We start from the raw sequence: 22,158 nt of genomic DNA on the forward strand, positions 1-22,158 counted from the left end.
GGGCTATGCCGGTACCGGGCACGACTCCTGCTCGCACAGAACGAACCAGACACGCTTACCGGTCAGGTCGAGCCCGTCCCAGACCAAGGTCACCCCCGACTCGCAGGAAATGGTGCGTACGAGCATCAGCCCCCTGCCGCTTTCCTCGTCGGGACCGGCCTGACGGTGGTACGGCCGCCGGGCCGGGTCGTCGTCCCGTACGGCCACGACGACCCGGTCCCCGTGGACGGTCATCTCGACGGCCAGCACGGACACGCGGGCGTGCAGGACGACGTTGGTGACGACGTCGGAGACGCAGAGCCGCGCGTCGTCGACGAGCGCGTGCCGGTCCGCTGCGCGGAGCACGGCCGTCACGAATTCCCTTGCGACCCGGGCCGTCGGCCCGACGGCCGGCGCGGCCATCTCGTAGTAGGCGACGGGCTCGTCGCCGATGACGTTCCGGGGACCACCGAGCGTTGTTCCACCCACGACTTCGTCTCCTCACGGGTTCTGCGGCCAGTCCGCGCAGCGCCGTAGCCCGCCGTGGCCCGGCCGCGCAGCAGCGCCAACTGGCTGCTGCTCGGCTGCACTTCGGCTTCGCCTCGCACCCGGTGCTCCGCTCTGCGACGACCATAGAGCAGGGAGGCAAACGGGTTCTACTAATTCCGGCAAACCCGTTGGAGTGACACGTCGATCAGGTGGCCAACGTGGCAGCATGAGGGCACCACCAGGGGAGGGACGACCTGTAGTGCCACCGAGACCAGCACCGACAGCGCGGCAGCAGCGACTCGGCGCGGAGCTGCGCCGGATGCGTGAACATGCCGGGTTGAGCGCTCCGCAAGCCGCGGAGCAACTGGGAACAAACCGCACAGGCATCAGCAATATCGAGGCAGGCCGCTTCGGAGTGAGCGCCGAACGCGTCCGAGCACTCGCGCGCATCTATGCCTGCACGGATCGCCCGTACGTCGAGGCCCTGGCCGAGATGGCCGAGGAGCGCGGCAAGCAATGGTGGGAGGAGTATCGCGGCTCGGTCATCAAAGGGGCCATCGACGTGGCCGAGTTGGAACACCATGCCCGCGCACTGCGCACCGTACAGATCATGCATATGCCCGGCCCGCTGCAGACGGAGGACTACGCAAAGGCGGTCTTCGCCACGGCGGCCCCCAGGCTGACACCCGCGGAACTCCGACGCAGGCTTTCCTTCCGCATGAGGCGCAGAGATGTCCTGGACAAGGACACCCCGCCCACCTGCACCTTTCTGATCCACGAGTCGGCGATGCGGATGCAATTCGGCGGCCCGAAGGTGATTCTCCGGCAACTGGAGCACGTACTGGAGGCGTCCGAGCGGGACAACGTCACCATCCGCGCGATTCCGTTCACTGCCGGCGGCTTCCCGAATGCCGGAACGTCCACGTTCTACGCCGTCGGCGCAGTTCCTCAACTGGACACGGTCCACCTGGATGTGGCCCAGGGAAGCGCCCTGCTCGATGCGCCCGCCCACTTGTCCAACTACCGGACTATCCTTGACCGCACCGAAGAGCTTTCTCTCAGCCCGAGCGACACGCGCAACCTCGTCTGCAGCATCGTCGCAGAACTGTGAAGGCATGACATGTCGGAAATCCGCTGGCAAAAGTCGTCGTTTTCGACGGATGCCGTCGAGTGCGTAGAACTTGCCGATTGCGTGGGGCACGTCCTCATACGCGAGAGCGACACCCCCGGCACCGTCATCCGGACCACCCCGCACCGGCTGCGCGCCCTGCTGGCGAGCGTCAAGGCCGACGCGTAGCCCCCCGGGGGGCAGAGGCACCCGCGGGCGTCAGCCCGACGACGGTGCCGGCTCCGCCGGAGGCGTCACGCTCTTGATGACTGCGAAGGCCGCGCCGTACGGGTCCGCCAGCCAGGCCATGCGCCCGATGTCGGGGGCGTCGGCGGCCGGCATGACGACGGAGCCGCCGTTGCCCTCCGTCCGGGCGACGACCTGGTCGACGTCGGGAACCTCGAAGTAGGGCAGCCAGTGCGGCTTGTCGGCGGGCTCGCGGACGGGGACGACGCCGCCGAAGGAGGCCCGCTGCTGGTCCTCGCCGGCCGCGGTGGACAGGACCGTGTACGTCATGCCGGGGACCTTGACGTCCTCCGAGCGCCAGCCGAAGATGCCGCGGTAGAACGCCTTGGCCGCCGTGGGGTCGGAGGTGTGCAGCTCCGTCCAGCACAGCGAGCCGGGCTCGGTGACCGTCTCCAGGCCCTTGACGGTGCCCGACTGCCAGACGGCGAAGTCCGCGCCGCACGGATCGGTGAGGCAGGCCATCCGCCCGGCGTCCGTCGCGTCGAACGGCGCCACCCGCACCGTGGCGCCGCCCTGCTCGGCGGCCTTGGCCGTGGCGTCCGCGTCGAGGGTCCGGAAGTAGACGGTCCAGGCCGAGCTCGCGCCCTCCTCGGTGAGCGGGCCGAGGGCCGCGACGTCCTTGCCGTCCTTGCGGAAGATCCCGTAACCGCCCGCCTCCGGGCCCGCGGACCGGTGGTCCCAGCCGAAGACGTCACGGTAGAAGTCGACGGCGCCCTCGACGTTCGGGCTGCCGAGGTCGAGCCAACAAGGAGAACCGGCGACAAAGTCTGTAGTGAGCATGGCGATGTGCCCCTTCGACGGATCCGGCCGGGTTTCCCCGGCGACACTCAGTCTGGCACCGGCCACTGACACCCGCCCGGCACGAACCGCACCCGTGAACGGAGTATGCCTCCGATAGCCGCGGGCCCGGGTGAGGGGAGACGATGAGAGTGCCATCAGAGAGGCACGGCACACCCCCGCACTCGGAAGGCAGGAGACGGACCATGACGACGGCCAAGGAGATCATGCACCCCGGCGCCCAGTGGATATCCAAGACGGAGACCCTGGACACTGCGGCCCAGCTGATGCGCGACCTGAACGTCGGGGCACTGCCCGTCGCCGACGAGAACGAGCGGTTGTGCGGCATCGTCACCGACCGCGACATCGTCGTGAAGTGCATTGCCGAGGGGATCGACCCGTCGCGGTGCACGGCCGCCGATCTGTGCGAGGGAACGCCCCGCTGGATCGACGCGAACGCCGATGTCGAGGACGTCCTGCACGAGATGGAGAACCACCGGATCAAGCGACTCCCGGTGATCGAGAACAAGCGTCTCGTGGGGATGATCAGCGAGGCCGATCTGGCCCAGCACCTCACGGACGACCAGATCGCCGAATTCGCGGAAATGGTCTACGCCCGCCGCTGAGCCGGCGGACCCGACCCGCACTGCCCCCGGAGGCAGACCATGACCAAGGCAAAGGACATCATGCACCCGGGCGCCCAATGGATAACCCGCGACGAGACACTGCCCCGCGCGGCCCAGGTGATGCAGATGCTGAATGTGGGCGCCCTGCCGGTCAGCGACGACACCGGCCGCCTGTGCGGCATCATCACCGACCGCGACATCGTCGTGAAGTGCCTCGCGAAGGGCCACGACCCGTCCCGGTGCACGGCCGGTGACCTGTGCGAGGGCACCCCGCGCTGGATCGACGCGAACGCGGACGTCGAGGACGTCCTGCACGAAATGGAGAGCCACCGCATCCGCCGACTGCCGGTGATCGAGAACAAGCGCCTGGTGGGCATGATCAGCGAGGCGGACCTGGCCCGCCACCTCCCCGACGCCCAGGTCGCCGAATTCGCCGGACACATCTACTCCCCGGCCCGCTGAACGCGGGGCCCCGTAGCCCGGGCCGGACCGGACGCACGGCCCGGGGGCCGACACCACCGGCACGCGCCCGCCGGCCACTGGCACGGGCGTGCGGCCGGTCGGCACCGAACGGCTGCTGCGCACACACCGGCCTCGGCGTGCTCGCCGTACGCCGCCGCCGTCTCACGGTGTGTGCAAGAGGATCGCGCCGTCATCCCGCCACGCTCCCCCCTTGTGGCGGAGCGTACGCATGCGCAGGATGAGGCGATCATGTCCACCGGTCAGGGGAGAACCACCGTGAACCGCCGCACCACTGCCTTACTCGCCGTCGTCCTCGCTACCGCTGGCCTCACCGCATGCGGCAGCGACAAGGATGGCAGCACCAACTCGAAGAACACGCCGCCACCAGCCCCGACGACCGCCACCACAGCGCCCCCTGCGCCGACGGCACCCACGAACGCCGCTACCCCCGCCGGCATCCCGCCCAAGCCGGACGCCGCCACTCAGGCCGCCTACATCCGCGCCCTGAGTGCGATCTCACCCGCACTCGTCGGCGGCAAGGAAGACAGAGCGGTAAGCCGTGGCCGCGACACTTGCGGCACGATCCACTCGTTCCCCAACGACCACGCCAAGGTCGTATCTCTCACGCAGAAACGATTCTCCGGAGCAACGCAGGTCACCACCGAGCAAACCGAGCAGATCCTCATCGCGGTGCGGGCCAACCTCTGCCCGAAAAACTGACCAGAGCCCCGGAACGGTCCGGTAGCGAAGCGCTGCCGGGCCCTCGGCGAGGCACTCCATGAACCCTCCGCGAGCCGGCCCCATGCTCCTCGCACCCGCCACGCGCTACCCTCGCCATGGCTGTCCGCGCACGTCGCGCCCGGAGGTGCCATGCGCCCGCTCCTCGTCCGCCGCACCCGTCATCGGCTGGCCGCCGACGCCGCACTGCTCGTAGTGGTCGCTGCCTTCGCCACACCACTCTTGTGGCTGCTGTTCGCGTCCGTGGACTCGAAGGCCGGCCTGCGGATGAGTGCCCCGGAAAGCCCGACGTTCCAAAACTTCTCGGCAGTGCTGACGGACGACATCACCTTCACGCCGATGGTCAACAGCTTGGTGCTGTGCGGTAGCGCAACGATCCTTACCGTCACATGCGCCTCGCTCGCGGCCTACCCCTTGTCGCGCTTCCGGACCCGTTTCAACCGCCCGTACCTGCTGACACTTCTCTTCACAGCCTGCCTGCCGATCACCGCCGTGATGGTGCCGGTCTATGGGCTGTTCGTACAGATCAACCTGATCGACACGACGTACGGCACCGCGATCTTCATGTCCGCGACCCAACTCCCCTTCGCCGTATGGCTGATGAAGAACTTCATGGACGGCGTCCCGAAGTCCTTGGAGGAGGCCGCCTGGACGGACGGTGCTGGATGGCTCCAGACACTTACTCGCATCGTGCTGCCCCTCATGGGGCCCGGTGTCGCCGTCGTGTCGACCTACTCCTTCGCGTTGCTCTGGGGGAATTTCTTCGTGCCGTTCATGCTGTTGCTCTCCCCCGACCAGCTGCCCGCATCGGTCACGGTCTTCACGTTCTTCGGGAACTACGGGCAGGTGGCCTACGGCCAGCTCGCTGCCTTCTCGATCCTCTACTCCACACCCGTGGTCTTGTTGTACGCGCTCATCTCACGCCGCCTCGCCGGAGGCTTCACGCTCGGCGGTGCGGTCAAGGGGTGAAGGAATGGATCAGCCGAAGCCCAGCATGCCGGGCGAGTCGATGTTCACGGTGACCACGCCGGGCGGGTAGGAGCCCTCGTTGCCGGTCAGCAGGATCGACATGCCGGTGAATTCGGCTCGCGGCAGGGCGCAGTACAGGGCATGGCAGGTATCCGGGCCGCCGTAACCGTCGCGGATCATCTTGCCGACGCTGACGGCGGCGACGGTGTCGAGGGGATCCACGACGACAGAGGAGTACGAGAGAGCAGGGCGGGAGGCGTTCTCCTCGTCCGCTTCAGCCTGCATGAGACACAGCGCAGGAATGATCAGGCGATCGCCGGGTGTGCGGGCCATGTTGCCGGCGAGCATGTTCAGTGTCTTGTGACCACGGAAGACCGCCTTGACCGCGCTGGTGTCAAGGATGATCACGCAGCGGCTCCCCGGTTCTCCGCGGCGTTCCGGGCAACCCGGGCCTTCTCGGCGGCGATCTTGTAGATGTTGCCGAGGATGTCGGGTGCCCGGTCGAACTCCTCGTCGCTGATGTCAATGCCGATCACCCTGCGCGCGTGTTCCCGGTCGGCGGCAAGCCGCTCGGCACGCTGGGCGGCGGTCGGCTGCTCCGCGGCCAGGGCTTCGACCAGCTGGCCGAGGGTCAAGCCGCGTTCCTTGGCGAGTTCGGCGAGGTGATCGCGGGTCTCCCGTGTGACCTGAATCGTCGTGATGGCCATGCTTGCACCATAGAACATCCACATCGACAAGCGCTGCCCGTTCCCCTAAGGATTACCGCTGCATCCCCGGGATGACGCCGTCCGTCTCAAGGACTACGCGGCCGTAGCCCCGCAGCCCCACAGTCCGACGCCGCTTTCCGGCCCTCCGGCTGACGTTTCGCGGGTCGCCCGCCACAAGGATGGGAACCGTTGATTCCGCCCTCCCCCCGTTCCCCTCCCGGAGGAGACCCCGTGTCGTACCCGGCTCCCCACGCCGTTCCCCACATCCCCCGCTCCGGCGTCGTCGCCGCCCGCGCCACCGCGTTGAGCAAGGTCTACGGGCAGGGCGAGACGCGCGTGGCCGCGCTGGACTCGGTCTCCGTGGAGTTCCGCCGGGCCGAGTTCACCGCGATCATGGGGCCCTCCGGCTCCGGCAAGTCGACGCTGATGCACTGCATGGCCGGACTCGACACCATCTCCTCCGGCTCCACCCGGATCGGCGACGTCGAACTGGGCTCGCTCGGCGACCGGCAGCTCACCGAGCTGCGCCGGGACCGGATCGGCTTCGTCTTCCAGGCGTTCAACCTGCTGCCGACCCTCAGCGCCCTGGAGAACATCACGCTCCCCATGGACATCGCGGGCCGCAAGCCCGACCCGCAGTGGCTGCAGCAGGTCGTCACCACGCTCGGCCTCTCCGGCCGCCTCGCCCACCGGCCGAGCCAGCTCTCCGGCGGCCAGCAGCAACGCGTGGCCGTGGCCCGTGCGCTCACCGCCCAGCCGGAGATCATCTTCGCGGACGAGCCGACCGGAAACCTCGACTCCCGCTCGGGCGCCGAGCTGCTGGGCTTCCTCCACGAGTCCGTACGGGCGCTCCAGCAGACCGTCGTCATGGTCACCCACGACGCGGTCGCCGCCTCGTACGCCGACCGCGTCGTCTTCCTCGCCGACGGCCGCATCGTCGACGAGATGCGCGAGCCCACCGCCGACGCCGTCCTCGACCGCATGCGGCGATTTCCCGGGGGGAACCACCGGACCCCCGCTTCCGACGCCAAGGGCCGTACGAGCTGATCCCCGCCGGACTCGAACCTCAGGACTGACCCAGCCACCATGTTCCGTACCGCCCTGCGCAACCTCCTCGCGCACAAGACCCGGCTGATGATGACCGCCCTCGCGGTCCTCCTCGGCACCGCCTTCGTCTCCGGCACCCTCGTCTTCAGCGACTCCGTCGGCAGCGCCTACCGCGACCGGATGGCCAAGAGCCTCGACGACGTCGCCGTCTCCGTCACCGGGGGCGGCCGCCCCGGCCTCGGCGCCGACGCCGAGGACCGGAGCGTCCTCGACTCCGGGATGGTCCGGCGGATCGGCGCCCTGCCGGGCGTCGCCTCCGTACGCCCGTCCGTCACGGGCACCCCCGTGATCGCGGACCGGCACGGCGACCCCGTCGGCGGCGATTGGGGCAGCGACGGCGCCAACTACGTACCCGGCAAGGACGGCAAGGACAGCCGCTACCCGCTGGTCAAGGGCCGTGGCCCCGCGAGCGAGGGCGAGATCGCCCTGGACGTGAGGACCGCCGGGAAGCTCGGCGTCACGGTCGGCGGCACCGTCCGCATGGCCGTCGACGGCCCGGTCATGACCAAGAAGGTCGTCGGCACCGTCCGGTCCGACGACCCCCGGGTGAGCGCGGGCGCCGGCCTGGCGCTGTTCGACACCACGACCGCGCAGAAGCTCTTCGGCAGGCCCGGCGAGTTCACCGAGCTCGTCGTCTCCGCGACCCCCGGCACCGACCAGCAGAAGCTGACCGCCGACGTCCGCCGGATGCTGCCGCCGTCCTTCGAGGCCCGCAGCGGGAAGCAGCTCGCGGCCACGGAGTCCAGGATGATCGACGAGCAGACGAGCTCGATCCGCAAGACGCTCCTGGTCTTCGCCGGCATCTCCCTCTTCGTCGGCGTCTTCATCATCGCCAACACCTTCACCATGCTCATCGCCCAGCGCAGCCGCGAGATCGCCCTGCTGCGGGCCGTGGGCGCCTCCCGCCGCCAGGTGGTGCGCTCGGTGCTGATCGAGGCCGGGCTGCTGGGCCTGATCGCCTCCGCCGTGGGCTTCGCCCTGGGGCTCGGCATCGCCACCGGTCTGCGCTCGGTGCTCAACTCCACCGGCGCCGGCCTGCCGGACGGCCCGCTGGTCGTCGAACCGGCCTCCGTGCTGTCCGCGCTCGGCGTCGGCGTCGTGGTGACCGTGCTCGCGGCGTGGCTGCCGTCCCGCAAGGCCGCGCGGATCGCGCCGGTCGAGGCCCTGGCCGCCGTCGACCAGGCACCGGCCGTGCGCAGCCTGGTGCTGCGCAACGCCATCGGCGCGGTCCTCACCGGTGCCGGCGTGGCGCTCATGCTGTACGTCACCACGTTCAAGGACAGCAAGGGCCTGACGTACGCCATGGCCGGCTCGGCGCTCACCCTCGCGGGCGTCATCGTCCTGGCCCCGCTGCTCTCCCGCCCGTTCGTGAAGCTCTTCGGCAGGCTCGCCGTCCGCCTCTCCGGCATCAGCGGCAAGCTCGCCCGGGAGAACGCGCTGCGCAACCCGCGTCGTACCGCCGCCACCGCGTCCGCCCTGATGATCGGCCTGACGCTGCTCACCGGCCTGACCGTGGCCGCCGTCTCGGCCGACCGGGGCATGGCCACGATGGGCATGAAGGACCTGACGGCCGACTACAAGGTGAGCTCCTCCAGCCACCTCGGCCTCTCCCCCGAGATCGCCGGAACGCTCGCCGGCCGGCCCGGGGTCGCCGCGGCCGTTCCGCTGCGCTCGGCCGGCTTCCGGTCGGGCGACCGCCCGGCCACGGCCCTCGCCACGGACGTCGCGGCCGTCGCCGAGGTGACGGACGTCCGCATGGCCGGCGGCTCCCTCTCCGACGTGCGCGGCACCGCCGCCGTCGCGGTCTCCGAGACGTTCGCGAAGGACCACGGCCTGAGGCCCGGTGCCACGCTGCCGATGGAGTTCGCCGACGGGAAGAAGGCCGCCCCGCGCGTCGCGGCCGTCTACCGGGACAACGACGTGCTGTCCTCCGTCCTCACCGCACCCGCCCTCCTGGATCCGCACCTGGAGAAGGTGCGCGACGACCAGGTGCTGGTGAAGGCCGCCCCCGGCCGGGCCGGGGGCCTCCCCCGCACGATCAAGGAGGCGCTCGGCGGCAACCCGGTCGTCAAGGTCCAGAGCCAGGACGACCTGCGCCGCGCCGAGGCCGGGGACATCGACGACGTCCTCTACCTCGTGTACGGGCTGCTGGGCATGGCCGTCGTCATCGCGGTCGTCGGCGTGGTCAACACCCTGGCCATGTCGGTCTTCGAGCGGACGCGGGAGATAGGGATGCTGCGGGCGATCGGCCTGGCGCGCCGCGAGGTCAAGCAGATGGTCCGGCTGGAGGCCGTGGTGATCGCGCTGTTCGGCGCGGTGCTCGGCGTCGCGGTCGGCGTGTTCCTCGCCTGGTCCGGCGGCCACCTGCTGCGCTCGTCCTTCCCGCAGTACGCGATGGTCGTGCCGTGGGGCCGGATCGGGGTGTTCCTCCTGCTGGCGCTCGCGGTGGGCGTCCTGGCCGCGGTCTGGCCGGCCCGCCGGGCGGCGAAGCTCGACGCGCTGGAGGCGATCGGGGCGCAGTGAGCCCCGCCCCGGGGAGCGCGGACGCGGAAGGGCGGTGGGTCCAGGGGACCCACCGCCCTTCCGTCACACTCTCGCGGAGAAGGCCCGCGGAGAAGTACGGACTAGAAGACCGACTCCGCCTCGTTCATCCGGTTCTCCGGGACGCGCTTGAGCTCGGTCACCGCGTCCGCCAGCGGCACCATCTCGATGTGCGTGCCCTTCAGCGCGGTCATCTTGCCGAAGTCGCCGCGGTGGGCGGCCTCGACGGCGTGCCAGCCGAAGCGGGTGGCGAGGACGCGGTCGTACGCGGTCGGCGTGCCGCCGCGCTGCACGTGGCCGAGGATGACCGGGCGGGCCTCCTTGCCCAGGCGGCGCTCCAGCTCGCCGGCGAGCTTGGTGCCGATGCCGGCGAAGCGCTCGTGGCCGAACTGGTCTATGGCGCCCTTGGCGTAGTCCATGGTCCCCTCGGCGGGGTGGGCACCCTCGGCGACGCAGATGACGGCGAACTTCTTGCCGCGGGCGAAGCGCTCCTCCACCATCTTCACCAGGTCGGCCGGGTCGAAGGCGCGCTCGGGCAGGCAGATGCCGTGGGCGCCGCCGGCCATGCCGGACTCCAGGGCGATCCAGCCGGCGTGGCGGCCCATGACCTCGACGACCATCACCCGCTGGTGGGACTCGGCAGTGGTCTTGAGGCGGTCGATGGCCTCCGTGGCGACGCCCACGGCGGTGTCGAAACCGAAGGTGCGGTCCGTGGAGGAGATGTCGTTGTCGATGGTCTTGGGGACGCCGACGACGGGCAGGCCCGCGTCGGAGAGCATCTTGGACGCGGTGAGCGTCCCCTCGCCGCCGATCGGGATCAGCACGTCGATGCCGAGGTCGCGGGCGAGCTCCTTGGAGCTCTCGCACGCCTCGCGCAGCCGGGCGCGCTCCAGGCGGGACGAGCCGAGGATGGTGCCGCCACGGGCCAGGATGCCGCTGACGGCGTCCAGGTCGAGCTTGCGGTGGCGGCCTTCGAGCAGCCCCTTGAAGCCGTCCTCGAAGCCGATGACCTCGTCGCCGTGGCCGACAAGCGCCCGGTGTACCACCGAACGGATGACAGCGTTCAGGCCAGGGCAGTCTCCGCCCGCGGTGAGGACTCCGATGCGCATCGTGCTGTGTCTCCTGCTCGCTACTGGTACCTGTGAGCCGGACCGATTCTTTCACGGGCCGGGCGGTAGTGCGGTACTCCGCCATCACCCCCTTGACGCGCGCCTTATCCACGGTCGCAGGTATTGTCAAGAGGGCAAGGCCACCTTAACGGGTCTAATTTCTTCCGAATAACAGTCCGAAGAACACTCGGCGAAGCACTAGGGCATCAAGGAGAGCACGCGTGACGCGCAGCGTGTACGTGACCGGCACCGACCGGGGCGACGGGCGTCAGGTCATCGAGCTGGGAGTCATGGAGCTCCTGACCCGGCACGTGGAGAAGGTGGGCGTGTTCCGCCCCCTCTTCCACGGCGACGGACCCGACCGCCTCTTCGACCTGCTGCGCTCCCGCTACCGGCTGGCGCAGACCGCGGAGAGCGTCGTCGGCCTGACCTACAACGAGGCGGCCGCCCTGCAGGCCGAGCGCGGCACGGACGAACTGGTCTCCCGCCTCGTCGAGCGCTTCCACGCGGTGGCCCGCCACTACGAGTACGTGCTCGTCCTCGGCACCGACTTCGCCGGCACGACCCTCCCCGACGAGCTCGCCCTGAACGCCCGCCTGGCCAACGAGTTCGCCGCATCCGTGATCACGGTCGTCGGCGGCCAGGAGCAGTCGGCCGAGTCCGTGCGGGCCGAGGCCGTCAACGCCTACCGCGCCTACGAGTCGCTGGGCTGCGACGTGGTCTCCCTCGTCGTCAACCGCGTCGCACCGGCCGACCGCGAGGCCATCGCCGAGCGCCTGTCCGCGACGCTGCCGGTGCCCTGCTACGCGCTGCCCGAGGACGGCTCGCTCTCCGCGCCGACCGTGCGGCAGATCGTGCAGAAGCTGGGCGCCGAGGTGCTCCTGGGCGACGACGCGGGCCTCTCGCGCGACGCGAAGGACTTCGTCTTCGGCGGCGCCATGCTGCCGGTCTTCCTGCCCGCGCTGACCGAGGGCTGCCTCGTGGTCACCCCCGGGGACCGCGTCGACCTGATCGTCGGCGCGCTCGCCGCGCACAGCGCCGGCGCCCCGCCCATCGCGGGCGTGCTGCTGACCCTGGACGAGCGGCCGGGCCCGGACATCCTGGCGCTGGCCGGCCGGCTGGCGCCGGGCACGCCGGTCGTCTCGGTGCCGGGCGGCTCCTTCCCGACCGCGGCCGAGCTCTTCGCGGTCGAGGGCAAGCTGGAGACGGCCTCGCCGCGCAAGGCGGAGACCGCCCTCGGCCTGTTCGAGCGGCACGTGGACACCGCGGCGCTGACGAACCGCATCTCGGTGGCCCGTTCCGGCCGCGTCACGCCGATGATGTTCGAGCACGAGCTGATCGAGCGCTCCCGCTCGGCCCGCCGCCGCGTCGTCCTGCCCGAGGGCACCGAGGAGCGCGTGCTGCGCGCCGCGGACGTACTGCTGCGCCGTGACGTGTGCGACCTCATCCTGCTGGGCGAGGAGGACGCGATCCGCAAGCGCGCCGCCGAGCTGAGCATCGACCTGGGCGGCGCCCAGCTCATCGACCCGCAGACCTCGCCGCTGCGCGAGCGCTTCGCCGAGCTCTACGCGAAGGTGCGCGCCCACAAGGGCATGACCGTCGAGCTGGCCCACGACGTCGTCGCCGACGTCTCCTACTTCGGCACCCTGATGGTCCAGGAGGGCCTGGCCGACGGCATGGTCTCCGGCGCGGTGCACTCCACCGCCGCCACCATCCGCCCTGCCTTCGAGATCATCAAGACGGCGCCGGGCGCCCAGATCGTCTCCTCCGTCTTCTTCATGTGCCTGGCCGACCGGGTCCTGGTCTACGGCGACTGCGCGGTCAACCCCGACCCGAACGCCGAGCAGCTCGCGGACATCGCCATCCAGTCCGCGGCGACCGCCACCCAGTTCGGCGTGGAACCGCGGATCGCGATGCTGTCGTACTCCACCGGCACCTCCGGCTCCGGCGCGGACGTGGACAAGGTCCGCAAGGCCACCGAGCTGGTGCGCGAGCGCCGCCCGGACCTGAAGGTCGAGGGCCCGATCCAGTACGACGCCGCCGTGGATGCGGCGGTGGCGAAGACCAAGCTGCCCGGCTCCGAGGTGGCCGGCAAGGCCACCGTGCTGGTCTTCCCGGACCTCAACACGGGTAACAACACCTACAAGGCCGTGCAGCGGTCGGCCGGCGCCGTCGCGGTCGGCCCGGTCCTGCAGGGCCTGCGCAAGCCGGTCAACGACCTCTCGCGCGGTGCGCTGGTGCAGGACATCGTCAACACCGTCGCCATCACCGCCATCCAGGCGCAGGGCGAGCAGCGCAGCGAGCGCACGGAACCCTGACCGTCCGGTCCGGCGTCCGTACGGCCGTACGGGCATCCGGCGGGCAACGCGCCCGCCGGGCCCCTGCGGCCGGCCGGGGGCCGGACGCCGGGCCCGCGGTCCCCGCGCCGCACCCGGCACGCCCCACACACCCCCACACGCTCCACAACCCGGAAAGTCCTGATGACTGCCAACGCCACCCGAGTCCTCGTCCTCAACTCCGGCTCGTCCTCGCTGAAGTACCAGCTCCTCGACATGGCCGACGGTGCCCGGCTGGCCGTCGGGCTGGTCGAGCGCATCGGCGAGGAGACCTCGCGGCTGGCGCACACCCCGCTCGCGACGGACGGCGCCAAGCGCGAGCGCGAGGAGGCCATCGCCGACCACGACGCCGCGCTGCAGGCCGTCGCGCAGGAACTGGCCGCCGACGGGCTGGGCCTGGACTCGCCGGAGCTGGCCGCGATCGGCCACCGCGTGGTGCACGGCGGCCAGAAGTTCACCGAGCCGACCGTGATCACCGACGAGGTGCTGGCGGAGATCGAGCGGCTGATCCCGGTGGCCCCGCTGCACAACCCGGCCAACATCACCGGCATCCGCACCGCGCAGGCCCTGCGCCCCGACCTGCCGCAGGTCGCGGTCTTCGACACCGCCTTCCACACGACGATGCCGGAGTCCGCCGCCCGCTACGCGATCGACGCCGACACCGCCGACGCCCACAGGATCCGCCGCTACGGCTTCCACGGCACCTCGCACGCCTACGTCTCCCGCGAGACGGCCCGGCTGCTGGACAAGGACCCGTCCGAGGTCAACGTCATCGTCCTGCACCTGGGCAACGGCGCCTCCGCCTCCGCCGTCCGCGGCGGCCGCTGCGTCGACACCTCCATGGGCCTGACCCCGCTGGAGGGCCTGGTCATGGGCACCCGTTCCGGTGACATCGACCCGGCGGTCATCCTCCACCTCTCCCGCAACGCCGGGATGTCCGTCGACGAGATCGACTCGCTCCTGAACAAGAAGAGCGGTCTGATCGGACTGTGCGGCGACAACGACATGCGCGAGATCCGCCGGCGCATCGACGAGGGCGACGAGCAGGCTGCGCTCGCCTTCGACATCTACGTGCACCGGCTGAAGAAGTACATCGGCGCCTACTACGCGGTCCTCGGCCGGGTCGACGCCGTGGCCTTCACGGCGGGCGTCGGCGAGAACGCCGCTCCGGTGCGCGAGGCGGCCGTGGCCGGCCTGGAGGAGCTGGGCCTGGTCGTGGACGCCGGCCTCAACGGCATCCGCTCCGGCGAGGCGCGCCTGATCTCCCCCGAGTACGCCCGGGTCGCGGTGGCCGTGGTGCCCACCGACGAGGAGCTGGAGATCGCCACTCAGACGTACGCGCTGGTCAGCTCTTGATCCACGATCATTCCTTGGTCGTTCCCACAGCTCGAATATTCCGCTCCGAAACAAACCGATAGGATCTGCCCCATGCGCCGTTCCAAAATCGTCTGCACCCTGGGCCCCGCCGTCGACTCCTTCGATCAGCTGAAGACGCTGATCGAGGCCGGCATGAACGTGGCCCGTTTCAACATGAGCCACGGGACCCACGCGGAGCACGAGGAGCGGTACATCCGCCTCCGCAAGGCCGCGGAGGAGACCGGCCGCGCGGTCGGCGTCCTCGCCGACCTGCAGGGCCCGAAGATCCGCCTGGAGACCTTCGCGGACGGCCCCGTCGAGCTGGTGCGCGGCGACGAGTTCACCATCACCACCGAGGACGTCCCCGGCGACCGCACCATCTGCGGCACGACCTACAAGGGCCTGCCCGGTGACGTCACCAAGGGCGACCAGGTCCTGATCAACGACGGCAACGTCGAGCTGCGCGTCACCGAGGTCGACGGCCCCCGCGTGAAGACGATCGTCATCGAAGGCGGCGTCATCTCCGACCACAAGGGCATCAACCTGCCCGGCGCGGCCGTGAACGTCCCGGCGCTGTCCGAGAAGGACATCGAGGACCTGAAGTTCGCGCTCGCGATGGGCTGCGACATGGTCGCGCTGTCCTTCGTCCGCGACGCCAAGGACGTCAACGACGTCCACCGCGTCATGGACGAGGTCGGCCGCCGGGTGCCGGTGATCGCCAAGGTCGAGAAGCCCCAGGCCGTCGAGAACATGGCCGAGGTCGTCATGGCCTTCGACGGTGTGATGGTGGCCCGTGGCGACCTGGCGGTGGAGTACCCGCTGGAGCGCGTCCCGATGGTGCAGAAGCGCCTCATCGAGATGTGCCGCCGCAACGCCAAGCCGGTGATCGTCGCGACCCAGATGATGGAGTCGATGATCACCAACTCGCGCCCCACCCGCGCCGAGGCGTCCGACGTCGCCAACGCGATCCTGGACGGCGCGGACGCGGTCATGCTCTCCGCCGAGTCCTCGGTCGGCGCCTACCCGATCGAGACGGTCAAGACGATGTCCCGCATCGTCGAGGCCGCCGAGCAGGAACTGCTCTCCAAGGGCCTGCAGCCGCTGGTCCCGGGCAAGAAGCCGCGCACGCAGGGCGGCTCGGTCGCCCGCGCGGCCTGCGAGATCGCGGACTTCCTGGGCGCCAAGTCGCTGGTCGCCTTCACCAAGTCCGGTGACACGGCCCGCCGCCTGTCCCGCTACCGCACGGCCCAGCCGATCCTGGCCTTCACCACGGACGCCTCGACCCGCAACCAGCTGGCGCTGAGCTGGGGCGTGGAGACCTTCGTCGTGCCGCACGTCGACAACACCGACGCCATGGTCGACCTCGTGGACGCCGAGCTGCTGAAGCTCAAGCGCTACAACGAGGGCGACACCATGATCATCACGGCCGGCTCCCCGCCCGGCATCCCCGGCACCACCAACATGGTCCGGGTGCACCACCTGGGCGAGAACCGCTAGGTTCGCGCAGCACGACGGCCGCCACCCCCTGCGGGGTGGCGGCCGTTGTCCTTTTCCCGCCCGGGAAGCCGGGCGAGCTCCTGATCAGGGGTACGTGCCGTCCGTCAGGTACTGGTGCAGGTTGGGGATGTGCAGCGTCCCGCCGTACTGGCCGGACTGGCGGATCTTCACGTCCGTGAAGAAGATCGGTATCGGCAGCTTCACACCCGGGATCAGCGGGGGAAGGCTGGAGGGCGACTGCGTCGAGGGCAGGATGCCCAGGAGCTTGCCCTTCAGCTCCTCCGTGTACATGGTGATCTTCCCGGCCGAAACGGTGGACGTCGTTCCCACGCCCGTGACGTGGTACTGCTTCCCCTGGTTGTTGACGATCTGGTGCAGGTCCCTGATCTCCAGGGCGTCCGCGGTGAACTTCAGCACCGGCTTCTGCTGGCCGTTCACCATCGTGATCCGCTTGACGCCCTCGTAGGTCAGGCCCTTGAGGGTGAGCCTGCTCGCCTCCAGGTACCAGGGCTGGTTGGGGAAGGCGCGCTTCTCGTTCTCGTCCACGACGCGCGAGGGCGGGCACGGCGGCGGCGTGCCGGGGGTCGCGCCCGGGCTCGCGGTGGCGCCCGGCGACGGAGTGCCCGACGGCCCGGCCGAGGGCGTTGCGCCGGGCGCGCCGGGCTCCTTGGCGGACGCTCCGGGGGACGGCGTGGACGGGGCCCCCGGGGACGGCGTGGCCGCGGGTGCCTTGCCCTTGGCCGCACCCGACGACGGACCACCGGCCGACGAGCCACCGGCCGACGGCGACGCGGCCGGGGACGGCCCGGCGGGCGGCGTGGGCGGCGACGGTGACGTCGACGGGGAAGGAGAAACCTTCCGCCCGCCGTTCAGGAGATCGCTCAGCTTGTCCCCGAGGCCCAGGGGATCCAGCGGGTTCTTCGCCCGCGTGGCCGACGGCGAGGGGGAGGCCGACGGCGCGGCGGGCGGGACGACGGGCGCGGACCCGGTCGTCGTGCCGGTCGTGCCGGTCGTCGTCCCGGTCTTCGGCAGCGGAACGGGCAGGGGCACCGCGGCCGGCGAGCCGGAGGGCTCGCGACCCCGGCTCGCAGCACTGTCCTTGCCCTCGCCCGCCGTGCCCGGCGCGGCCGGCGAGGATCCGTCCTGCGGTGCGGGCTCGGCGCCGGGGCTCGCGTCGTCCGCCTTGGGCACCGGCTTCCCCGCGGCGTCGGTGTCAGCGGCCGCGTCCGGCGCGGTCGCGCACTGCGCGTCGCCGAACGGGCCCGGCGGCACCACCGGCTTGGCCTCGGCCAGCGTCGGGGTGAAGCCCATGCCCATGAGGACCGCGGTCGGCATCGCCGCGAGGGCTATCGCCTTGCCCGCGGGCACCCGGGAGAGCAGGGGCTTGCGGGGCGCCGCGTGGCGCGGGCCGCATCTCGCACGGGTGGTGGGCTCTTCCTCAGTCGGCACGGCGGCCCCCGTCGATGTCCTCGACCGGGCTCGGCCCGGTGGCGGTGGCGGCGGACGGCACGGCGGCGACGGCCGGCCGGCCCGGCGCCCAGGAGACGCCGAGGGCCCCGCCGATGAGGGCGAGGAGGAAGCCGATGAGGAAGGCGCCGAAGTTCGAGACGACCAGGGAGACCAGGGCGAGCAGGATCGCGGCGACCCCGGCGAAGACCCTCGACTGCGGCTGGAACCACAGGGTCAGGCCGAGCACGACGAGCAGCACGCCGATGATCAGCGAGCCGGCGCCGGCCGTGGTGGCCATGCGGATGTGCAGGTCGCCCAGGGTCATGGTCTGGTACGGGATGTACATGATCGGGACGCCGGCCAGGATGCAGAGCAGCCCGCCCCAGAACGGACGTCGGCCCCGCCAGTCCCAGAACGAACGGCGGGTGCGGCCGAAGTTGACGATCAGCCGTGGTCGCGTGTCGGCGCTCATGGTGTACAGCTCCTCGGGACTGGCGAATCGGTGGTACGTGTGCGACGAACGGTACGGGCACGGGGACGCCAAGTGCCGCCCCGCGCCCGGCCGTTCAGTGCATCGAGGGGGTCAGCACTTGGCGGCGCCCATGCTGACGCCCATGTGCAGACCGGGGAGCGTGAACGTTCCGGCCGAGGTCGCCCAGGCTCGCTGGTCGACGTCGGTGAACTCCACCTCGTCCGCCTGCTGGGCGAAGGAGCCGGGCACGTACGCGCCCCGGTTGTCCTCGCCCGGCTTGGCGGGGCCGGGACCCTTGGACGTGTCGCTGACGGAGACGCCGATGTCCACGTTGGTGAACTTGGCGTTGGCCTTGAGGTCGTCGGCGTCGATGTAGAGCTTGGTCGCCTCGACCTGCTTGTCGTTGCCGGCCTCCAGCTTCATCCCCACCTCGCCGAACGGGGTGGGGACGGTCACGGCCTGACAGAGCTTGGTGATCTTGGCCGTGTTGATGCCGACCACCGCGACGGGCTTGTCGCCCTTCTTGGTCTTGTCGACCGCGCCGTACTGGACGAATCCCCAGCCATGCAGGCTCTCGGCCTTCACCTGGAACTGCTGGCCCGAAACGCTGAACGACGCCGCGAGGGCGCCCTGGGCGATGGCCACGCCGATCGCGGCCGTCGCCGCGACGCTGGGCACCATGACCACGGCGAACCGCCGCCATCTGGTCCCACCACGAGTCTGGGACTTCACGACTTTCCTCCTTCTCGGACGTACACCTCCGGGAGGGGCCGGGGCCCGCTCCCGGGATGGGAGAAGCGCTACGTCCTCGGGAAGGAGAGCGCCGTCGTGTGCGACGGCGCCGATCGCGCCCGATGCATCACCGGCGTTCACCCCCGAGCGACAACCACTGGCCACGCCTTCGCGCAACCGCCGGAACAGGCCCCGCCGTTGGCGGCGGGGACCCCCCTGTCCCACAAGCCGGCGCAGGCGCGCCGGCCGACCCGGTGGGGACCCGTCACGACATGCCGGCCGGATGGCCGGAACGCGGAACGGACCGGGCTGGGCCGATCGTGATGCATTCACGGCCGGGGCACAAGAGGTTGATTACTGGCGAGTAACGGGCCGATAACCATGGGGTGGCCGGTCCGCATCGACCCTCCGGGAGGCGGTGCCGCAGCGTGCCCGGAAAGAAGCGAAGAAAACGAGAAGAACCCGGGCGAACGCCCGGGCTCTTCTTACTTGCAGTAACAGGGGCCGCGATTGCCAAGATTTGGTAAAGCGCGGCGGTTGTTCCGCCTGGGACCCAGGTGGAACGGGGTCCCTCAGAACAACGCGCGCGACAGCGCCGTGCGCGCCGCCGCCACCCGCGGGTCGTCGGGGCCGATCACCTCGAACAGCTCCAGCAGCCGCACGCGGGCCGCGTCGCGGTCCTCGCCGGCCGACTTCTTCACGACGTCGATCAGCCGCCCGAAGGCGTCCGCGACGTGCCCGCCGACCAGGTCGAGATCGGCTGCCGCGATCTGCGCCGGCACGTCGCCGGGCGCGTCCGCGGCGGCCTTGCGCACCTGCGCCGCGTCCATGTCCTGCACGCGGCGCAGCAGCTGGGCCTGCGCCAGGCCCAGCTTGGCCTCGGCGTTGGCCGGGTCGTCGGACAGGACGTTCTCGTAGGCGCGCACGGCGCCGCCCAGGTCACCGGCGTCCAGCGCCTCGTGCGCGGCGCTCAGGGCCGAGTCGTACGGGCCGGCCGGGGCCTGCGGCGCGGCCTCCGCCGCCTCGCCGCCAGCGACGGGCGCGCCGACGATGCCGAAGCGCTGCTCCGCCACCGCGACGAGCTGGTCCAGCACCTCGCGGATCTGCGCCTCGGGGGCCGCGCCCTGGAAGAGCGGCAGCGCCTGGCCGGCGACCACCGCGAAGACGGCGGGGATGGACTGCACGCCGAACTGCTGGAAGAGCAGCTGGTTGGCCTCGACGTCGACCTTGGCGAGCACGAACCGGCCCGCGTACTCCTGCGCCAGCCGCTCCAGCAGCGGGCCGAGCTGCTTGCACGGCTCGCACCAGTCGGCCCAGAAGTCGATGACGACCGGCACCTCGGCGGAGCGCTGCAGGACTTCCTGGTCGAAACCCGCTTCGTCGACGTCGAAGACGAGACGGCCCGCACCGGCGGCCGGCACGCCGCCGTGGCGCGCCGCTTCCGCGCGCGCCTGCTCCGCCTTCTGCTTCGCTTCGCCGGCCGCCTTCACCGCGGCGAGGTCGACCACTCCACTCATGGACATGTTCCGTGGCTGCATGGGCCCATCCTCCCCCCTCGCCCGGGCGAACCGGAAAAATGCAGCGTGGGCAATGACGCCGGGTCCCCACCTGGCGTCCGTGGTTGTCGCTCTTACGCTACGGGTCGTAGCGTAACTGGAAGCCCCCCTCCCGGGGCAAGCCTTCCCGGTGATCTGGCTCATACCCGTATCGCTACCCGGCGGTAAGGTCCAGTCCATGACCGCAGCCCCCTCCCCCGCGCCCGGTCCGCGCGGCGACCGCCCGGCCCGCACGGGCCGCCCGCGCAGCGCCGCGGCCGACCGGGCGATCCTCAGCGCGACGCGCGAGGCGCTGGTCGAGCTGGGCTGGGGAAAGCTGACCCTGGGCGACGTGGCGGCGCGCGCCGGCGTCGCCAAGACCACCCTCTACCGCCGCTGGGCGGGCAAGAGCGAACTGGTCGTGGACGCGGTCGCGGCTCTCTTCGACGAACACCTGGAACTCCCGGACCGCGGCAGCCTGCAGGCCGACATCGAGGGCGTGGTCCTGCAGTTCGCAGCGCTCCTGGAGCGGCCGGAGACGAAGACGGCCCTGATGGCCGTGGTGGCGGAGTCGACCCGGGACGACGCCCTGCGCGAACGCATCCGCTCGGCGATCGTCGACCGCCAGAAGTCCCTCGTCCTCCTGGGCCGCACCCGCGCCCAGCTCCGGGGCGAACTCCCCCACGAGGACGACCCCACAGCGGCCGCCCGCACCGCGGACCTCATCTTCGACGTGATCGCCGGCGCGGTCGTCCACCGCACCCTGGTCAGCGCGGAGCCGGTGGACCCGGAGTGGGCGAGGGGCTTCGCGGGGCTGCTGGTGGGCGGCCTGGCGGCGGTGGCGACGGCGGGGGATCAGGCGCGCGACGCGTAGTCGAGGAAGCCGGCCCAGGCGGGGGCGGGTATGGACAGGTGGGGGCCGTCCCGGCGTTTGGAGTCACGTATGTGGACGGTGTGGGGGGTGAGGGCGACCTCGACGCACGCGGTGCCCTCGCTACCGCTATGACTGGACTTGAACCACGTCTGCTCAGGGAGCATCATTCCTCGGCCAACTTCCTGATGAACTCTGCCGATTCTTCAGCGCTGAGAGCCTGCATACGGATCATGGCATGGCGCTTCGTGAGGTTGCTGATCCTCTCGGGGTCCGTGTGCAGGACGCCGGTCTCTTGCCCTTCCTCAAAGGCGTGGCGCTCAAGCTCGGCGTTCTCCAGCAGCACGAAGGGTCCTCCGAGCCCGGCGTACACGCCCTGGCGGGCAGGGAGAACCTGAAGCGACACGTTCCGGGCGTTCCCCACCTCCAGCAGGTGATCGAGTTGCCTGCGCATCGCCTCGCGGCCACCGACCAGCGTGTGCAGGGCGGCTTCGTAGAGCACGAAGCTGAACAGGACCGTCGCCTTCGTCAGGAGCCCCTGCCGCTCCAGCCGGGCAGCGACGCGTTCCTCGACCGTTTCATCGTCGACCGGCGGACAGTGCTGAGCCATCAGCACTCGTGCATACTCCTCGGTCTGCAACAGTCCCGGGATGAGCACCGTTTCGTACCAGTGCACTGCGATGGCTTCCGCTTCGGCAGCCATGTAGTCCCGTACACGCGGTACGAACCGCTCCGGCTGCAGGTAATTGCGCGCAGCCAGCAACTTCCCGTTCGCCCCGCACATCTCGTCCGCAACCTCAAGCAACCGCTGGCTGGGCCGACGCCGCCCCTGCTCCATCGACTTGACGGTCTCGTACCCGTACCCGGCCTCCTGGCCGAGGGCCTCCCGGCTGACGCCGGCGTCCATCCGCCACAGCTTGACCTGGTTCCCGCACAGCCGCCACGCCATCGGCGGCTGGGAGGTCTCGTTCGTCACGACGCCCGCCCCTCTCCGTACCTCTGTCGGTACCAAGGGAGGCTAGGGCGGGCAAGCTGCGTACGAGCCGGGTTCG

General features: G+C 70.7%; 23 protein-coding genes. 12 read left to right on the top strand and 11 right to left on the bottom strand.

The window, feature by feature from the left end; all coding sequences use genetic code 11:
• Positions 1 to 3 precede the first annotated feature (3 nt).
• Complete coding sequence (locus tag LE181_RS20055) at positions 4 to 468, bottom strand: ATP-binding protein (protein ID WP_225662692.1); 465 nt, start codon at positions 466 to 468, stop codon at positions 4 to 6.
• 259 nt (positions 469 to 727) lie between these two features.
• Between LE181_RS20055 and LE181_RS20060 the strand changes: the two genes are divergently transcribed.
• Both LE181_RS20060 and LE181_RS20065 read left to right on the top strand, forming a co-directional pair.
• Positions 728 to 1,579, top strand: coding sequence for a helix-turn-helix domain-containing protein (locus tag LE181_RS20060; protein ID WP_225662693.1), 852 nt, complete (start codon positions 728 to 730; stop codon positions 1,577 to 1,579).
• Positions 1,580 to 1,588: 9 nt separating this feature from the next.
• On the top strand, positions 1,589 to 1,765 hold the full coding sequence (locus LE181_RS20065) for a DUF397 domain-containing protein (protein WP_225662694.1): 177 nt from the start codon (positions 1,589 to 1,591) through the stop codon (positions 1,763 to 1,765).
• A gap of 30 nt (positions 1,766 to 1,795) precedes the next feature.
• On the opposite strand, the gene LE181_RS20070 is transcribed toward LE181_RS20065, so the two are convergent.
• On the bottom strand, positions 1,796 to 2,602 hold the full coding sequence (locus tag LE181_RS20070) for a VOC family protein (protein ID WP_225662695.1): 807 nt from the start codon (positions 2,600 to 2,602) through the stop codon (positions 1,796 to 1,798).
• Positions 2,603 to 2,805: 203 nt separating this feature from the next.
• Between LE181_RS20070 and LE181_RS20075 the strand changes: the two genes are divergently transcribed.
• The 4 genes from LE181_RS20075 to LE181_RS20090 all read left to right on the top strand — a co-directional run bounded on the left by LE181_RS20075 (position 2,806) and on the right by LE181_RS20090 (position 5,394).
• Entirely contained in the window at positions 2,806 to 3,225 is a 420-nt protein-coding gene (locus LE181_RS20075; protein WP_225662696.1) for a CBS domain-containing protein, read from the top strand.
• A 39-nt stretch (positions 3,226 to 3,264) separates the two neighbouring features.
• On the top strand, positions 3,265 to 3,687 hold the full coding sequence (locus LE181_RS20080; RefSeq protein ID WP_225662697.1) for a CBS domain-containing protein: 423 nt from the start codon (positions 3,265 to 3,267) through the stop codon (positions 3,685 to 3,687).
• Between the two features lie 213 nt (positions 3,688 to 3,900).
• The gene (locus tag LE181_RS20085; protein WP_225662698.1) at positions 3,901 to 4,407 is read left to right on the top strand and encodes a hypothetical protein; all 507 of its coding nucleotides are present in this window, start codon (positions 3,901 to 3,903) and stop codon (positions 4,405 to 4,407) included.
• 150 nt (positions 4,408 to 4,557) lie between these two features.
• On the top strand, positions 4,558 to 5,394 hold the full coding sequence (locus LE181_RS20090) for a carbohydrate ABC transporter permease (protein ID WP_225662699.1): 837 nt from the start codon (positions 4,558 to 4,560) through the stop codon (positions 5,392 to 5,394).
• Between the two features lie 9 nt (positions 5,395 to 5,403).
• Here LE181_RS20090 and LE181_RS20095 read toward each other — a convergent pair whose 3' ends face one another.
• Both LE181_RS20095 and LE181_RS20100 read right to left on the bottom strand, forming a co-directional pair.
• The gene (locus LE181_RS20095) at positions 5,404 to 5,802 is read right to left on the bottom strand and encodes a PIN domain-containing protein (RefSeq protein ID WP_225662700.1); all 399 of its coding nucleotides are present in this window, start codon (positions 5,800 to 5,802) and stop codon (positions 5,404 to 5,406) included.
• Complete coding sequence (locus tag LE181_RS20100; RefSeq protein ID WP_225662701.1) at positions 5,799 to 6,101, bottom strand: hypothetical protein; 303 nt, start codon at positions 6,099 to 6,101, stop codon at positions 5,799 to 5,801. Before LE181_RS20100 ends, LE181_RS20095 begins: the two co-directional genes overlap by 4 nt.
• A 264-nt stretch (positions 6,102 to 6,365) precedes the next feature.
• Here LE181_RS20100 and LE181_RS20105 point away from each other — a divergent pair, with 264 nt between their 5' ends.
• Together LE181_RS20105 and LE181_RS20110 are read left to right on the top strand one after the other, a co-directional pair.
• Positions 6,366 to 7,148, top strand: coding sequence for an ABC transporter ATP-binding protein (locus tag LE181_RS20105; RefSeq protein ID WP_225662726.1), 783 nt, complete (start codon positions 6,366 to 6,368; stop codon positions 7,146 to 7,148).
• Positions 7,149 to 7,187: 39 nt separating this feature from the next.
• Positions 7,188 to 9,731 (top strand): ABC transporter permease, encoded by a 2,544-nt coding sequence (locus tag LE181_RS20110; RefSeq protein ID WP_225662702.1) that lies wholly within the window; start codon positions 7,188 to 7,190, stop codon positions 9,729 to 9,731.
• 101 nt (positions 9,732 to 9,832) lie between these two features.
• On the opposite strand, the gene LE181_RS20115 is transcribed toward LE181_RS20110, so the two are convergent.
• Positions 9,833 to 10,858 (bottom strand): ATP-dependent 6-phosphofructokinase, encoded by a 1,026-nt coding sequence (locus tag LE181_RS20115; RefSeq protein ID WP_225662703.1) that lies wholly within the window; start codon positions 10,856 to 10,858, stop codon positions 9,833 to 9,835.
• 221 nt (positions 10,859 to 11,079) lie between these two features.
• Between LE181_RS20115 and pta the strand changes: the two genes are divergently transcribed.
• From pta to pyk, 3 genes are all read left to right on the top strand, one after another.
• Entirely contained in the window at positions 11,080 to 13,176 is a 2,097-nt protein-coding gene (pta, locus tag LE181_RS20120; protein WP_225662704.1) for a phosphate acetyltransferase, read from the top strand.
• 162 nt (positions 13,177 to 13,338) lie between these two features.
• Positions 13,339 to 14,550: an acetate kinase gene (locus tag LE181_RS20125; RefSeq protein WP_225662705.1), complete on the top strand. Its 1,212-nt coding sequence runs from the start codon at positions 13,339 to 13,341 to the stop codon at positions 14,548 to 14,550.
• A gap of 72 nt (positions 14,551 to 14,622) precedes the next feature.
• Positions 14,623 to 16,047 carry a pyruvate kinase gene (gene pyk, locus LE181_RS20130; RefSeq protein WP_225662706.1) on the top strand — a complete coding sequence of 475 codons (1,425 nt, stop codon included), beginning with the start codon at positions 14,623 to 14,625 and terminating at the stop codon, positions 16,045 to 16,047.
• An 84-nt stretch (positions 16,048 to 16,131) separates the two neighbouring features.
• Here the strand turns inward: pyk and LE181_RS20135 are convergent, their stop codons facing one another.
• The 4 genes from LE181_RS20135 to LE181_RS20150 form a co-directional block, all read right to left on the bottom strand.
• Complete coding sequence (locus LE181_RS20135; protein ID WP_225662707.1) at positions 16,132 to 17,496, bottom strand: hypothetical protein; 1,365 nt, start codon at positions 17,494 to 17,496, stop codon at positions 16,132 to 16,134.
• Positions 17,486 to 17,968 (bottom strand): DUF6114 domain-containing protein, encoded by a 483-nt coding sequence (locus tag LE181_RS20140; RefSeq protein ID WP_225662708.1) that lies wholly within the window; start codon positions 17,966 to 17,968, stop codon positions 17,486 to 17,488. Before LE181_RS20140 ends, LE181_RS20135 begins: the two co-directional genes overlap by 11 nt.
• Before the next feature lie 111 nt (positions 17,969 to 18,079).
• The gene (locus LE181_RS20145) at positions 18,080 to 18,700 is read right to left on the bottom strand and encodes a DUF6230 family protein (RefSeq protein ID WP_225662709.1); all 621 of its coding nucleotides are present in this window, start codon (positions 18,698 to 18,700) and stop codon (positions 18,080 to 18,082) included.
• A gap of 572 nt (positions 18,701 to 19,272) precedes the next feature.
• Complete coding sequence (locus LE181_RS20150; RefSeq protein WP_225662710.1) at positions 19,273 to 20,238, bottom strand: tetratricopeptide repeat protein; 966 nt, start codon at positions 20,236 to 20,238, stop codon at positions 19,273 to 19,275.
• 196 nt (positions 20,239 to 20,434) lie between these two features.
• On the opposite strand from LE181_RS20150, the gene LE181_RS20155 reads away from it, so the two are divergent.
• A complete protein-coding gene (locus LE181_RS20155) occupies positions 20,435 to 21,109 on the top strand; it encodes a TetR/AcrR family transcriptional regulator (protein WP_225662711.1) in 675 nt (224 codons plus the stop codon).
• Here LE181_RS20155 and LE181_RS20160 read toward each other — a convergent pair.
• Both LE181_RS20160 and LE181_RS20165 read right to left on the bottom strand, forming a co-directional pair.
• Positions 21,091 to 21,276: a DUF397 domain-containing protein gene (locus tag LE181_RS20160; RefSeq protein WP_225662712.1), complete on the bottom strand. Its 186-nt coding sequence runs from the start codon at positions 21,274 to 21,276 to the stop codon at positions 21,091 to 21,093. The genes LE181_RS20155 and LE181_RS20160 overlap by 19 nt on opposite strands.
• Positions 21,273 to 22,055, bottom strand: coding sequence for a helix-turn-helix domain-containing protein (locus tag LE181_RS20165; RefSeq protein ID WP_225662727.1), 783 nt, complete (start codon positions 22,053 to 22,055; stop codon positions 21,273 to 21,275). Before LE181_RS20165 ends, LE181_RS20160 begins: the two co-directional genes overlap by 4 nt.
• Positions 22,056 to 22,158: the final 103 nt, after the last annotated feature.

The sequence above is a fragment of the Streptomyces sichuanensis genome (assembly GCF_020328095.1).
GTDB lineage: Bacteria > Actinomycetota > Actinomycetes > Streptomycetales > Streptomycetaceae > Streptomyces > Streptomyces cinnamoneus.